This window comes from Azospirillum himalayense (assembly GCF_042657465.1).
GTDB classification, from domain to species: Bacteria; Pseudomonadota; Alphaproteobacteria; order Azospirillales; family Azospirillaceae; genus Azospirillum; species Azospirillum himalayense.
In genome coordinates this window covers 1-3,147 of record NZ_JBHSLC010000123.1, presented here as the reverse complement: position 1 = coordinate 3,147, position 3,147 = coordinate 1, and the positions used below count along the sequence as shown (strand labels likewise).

2 protein-coding genes are annotated in these 3,147 nt (G+C 66.3%); both read right to left on the bottom strand.

Features of this window, described 5'->3' with window-relative positions:
- Positions 1-96 precede the first annotated feature (96 nt).
- Complete coding sequence (locus ACFPMG_RS35320; RefSeq protein ID WP_377000880.1) at positions 97-2,253, bottom strand: acetate--CoA ligase family protein; 2,157 nt, start codon at positions 2,251-2,253, stop codon at positions 97-99.
- A gap of 148 nt (positions 2,254-2,401) precedes the next feature.
- On the bottom strand, positions 2,402-3,147 hold a 746-nt coding region (locus tag ACFPMG_RS35315; protein WP_377000878.1), incomplete at its 5' end, for a CoA transferase.

Below are 3,147 nucleotides of genomic sequence, written 5' to 3'. Positions count from 1 at the left end.
AGGCGCTCCATTCTCACAAAAACGGGCGTCAGAGACGCCATTTTCAAGCCTCAGTGGAGGCAAAAAGCCAGAATATGTTCGTTTTTCCGCGACCTGCTAAACCAGCCCGGCCGCCCGAGCCCATCTGTATTTGGCGCCCAACACCGCGACCGGCGTCTCGGTCGTGTAAGGATAGGCCACGACGCCGTGGTCATACAGGTGGCTCGCGGCCTCCTCAACCTGCACGTCGCCGGCCAGCGAAGCGACGATGGGCTTCTCGATGCCCTTCGCCTTCATCTCCTCCTTCACCTCGATGACGAGCTTGGCGAACACCATTGGCGGCGTGATGATCGTGTGCCAGTAGCCCAGGATCAACGCGTGGATGCGGTCATCCTCCAGGCCCAGCCGGATGGTGTTCTTGTAGGTCGCCGGCGGTTCGCCACCCGTGATGTCCACCGGGTTGCCGGCGGCGCCGAAAGGCGGGATGAATCTGCGGAAGGCGGCGTCGAGGTCCGGCGGCATCGCCATCAGCGACAGGCCGTTGTCCACGCAGGCGTCCGACAACAGCACGCCCGATCCGCCGGCGCCGGTGATGATCACGACGTTCTCGCCCTTCGGCGTCGGCAGCACCGGGATTCCGCGGGCGAACTGCAGCAGATCCTGCAGACTGCGCGCCCGGACCACGCCCGACTGCCGCAGCACGTCTTCGTAAATCCTGTCGTTGCCGGCGAGCGCGCCCGTGTGGGAACTGGCCGCCCGCGCGCCGAGCAACGTGCGTCCGGCCTTCAGCACGACCACCGGCTTCTTCTTCGAGACCTGCTTGGCGGCCTCCGCGAAGGCGCGGCCGTCCTTCAGATCCTCGCAGTGCATGGCGACGACCTGGGTGTTGTCGTCCTGTTCGAAGAAGTACAGCAGGTCGTCCTCGTCGATGTCCGACTTGTTGCCGAGCCCGACGATCGCCGACACACCCATCTTGGCGGAGCGGCTGAAGCCGATGATCGCCATGCCGATGCCGCCGGACTGCGACGACAGCGCCGCCTTGCCCTTCACGTCGTAGGGCGTGCAGAAGGTGGCGCACAGGTTCTTCGGCGTGTAGTAGAAACCGTAGATGTTCGGCCCCATCAGCCGCACGTCGTGCTTGCGCGCGATGGCGACGATCTCCTCCTGCCCTTCGACGTTGCCGGTCTCGGCGAAGCCCGAAGGGATCAGCACGGCACCGGGGATCTTCTTCTCGCCGACCTCGCCCAACGCCTGGGCGACAAACTTGGCCGGGATGGCGAACACCGCCACATCGATGTCGCCCGGCACGTCCTTGACGCTCTTGTAGGCCCTGTAACCGAGGATGTCGTCGGCCTTCGGATGGATCGGATAGATCTTGCCCTTGTAGCCACCGTTGATGAGGTTCTTCATCACCGAGTTGCCGATCTTCCCGTCCTCGGCCGAGGCGCCGATGACGGCCACCGCCTCGGGCTTCATGATCCGGTTCATCTGCCGGACGATCTGCTCCTGCGACGGGCGGTAGCGCGGCGTCCTGGCCGCGAAATCCAGGACCACGCGCACGTCGGCGGCGGTGGCTCCGTTCGCGCGCGCGAAGACCGGGTTGAGGTCGAGTTCGACGATCTCCGGCACCTCGTCGACGAGGCGCGAGACGTTGACGATCACATCGGCGAGCGCCTCGTGGTCGACCGCCTTGCCGCCGCGCACGCCCTTCAGCATCTCCGCGGCCTGGATGCCGTCGAGCATCGACAGGGCGTCCTCGCGGCTGACCGGGGCGAGGCGGAAGGTGATGTCCTTCAGCACCTCGACCAGCACGCCACCGAGGCCGAAGGCCACCAGCTTGCCGAAACTCGGGTCGGTGATGGAGCCGACGATGACCTCCACGCCGCCTTGCAGCATCTGCTGGACCTGCACACCGATCAAGTCCGCCCCGGGGTCATAGGCGCGGGCGTTCTCCATGATGGCCTCGAAGCCTTGGCGGACGGCGTCGGCGTTCTGGAGACCAACCAGAACGCCGCCGGCTTCGGTCTTGTGCAGGATCTGCGGCGACACGATTTTCATGACCACCGGGAAACCCATGCCCTCGGCGATGGCGACGGCCTCCTCGGCGCTCGTCGCCACGCCTTCCTTCGGCACCGGAATGCCGTACAGATCGCAGAGTTGCTTGGCTTCCGGCGCGGTCAGCGCGTTGCGGCCCTCGGCCTTGGCGGTGTCGAGAAGGCGGCGGACGACATCCGTGGGTCGCTCGGTGTGGAGCGGATCGATGACTGCGGCCATGGCCTTTCCTCCTTTGCAAACTGGTCGGCTCACGTCTTGGAGGTGAGCTCGGATGGATTTCGGGGGCGGCGGCCTCCTGCAGCGCGTCGTCAGCGATGCGCCGAGGGGCCATTGCGTTTGCCCTTTCCGGGGAGGACCGCCGCCTGTCCTATTCGGTGGTCAGCGGTCTGCGCGCGGCACCGAGCGCGCCGCTGTCGCGGACCTCGCCGATGCGGCGTTCGTCGAAGCCGAGAACCTCGCGCAGGATCTCGTCGGTGTGCTCGCCCAGCAGGGGCGACCGCGTGACCTCGGTCGGGCTGTCCGACAGCTTGATCGGGTTGCCGACCGTCAGGTGCTTGCCGCGCGTCGGGTGATCGACCTCGACGATGGTGCCGGTCTCGCGCAGCGACTGGTCCTCCGCCAGCTCCTTCATCGACAGGATGGGGCCGCAGGGGATGTCGTGCTTGTTCAGGATCTCCATGACCTCGAACTTCGTCTTGGTCATGGTCCATTCCTCGACGGTCGCGAAGATGTCCTTCAGGCGCGGCAGGCGCGCGGCGGGCGTCGCGTAGTCCGGATCGGTGATCCACTCCGGCTTGCCGATGACGTCGCAGATCTTCGCCCACACCGGCGCCTGGGTGATGAAGTAGATGTAGGCGTTGGGATCGGTCTCCCAGCCCTTGCATTTCAGGATCCAGCCCGGCTGGCCGCCGCCCGAGGCGTTGCCGGCGCGCGGCACGGTGTCGCCGAATTCGCCGTTCGGGTATTGCGGGTACTCTTTTAGCGGGCCTCGCTCCAGCCGCTGCTGGTCGCGCAGCTTGACGCGGCAGAGGTTCAGCACGGCGTCCTGCATGGCCGCCAGCACCTTCTGGCCGCGCCCGGTCTGGGTGCGCTGGTAGAGCGCCGTGACGATGC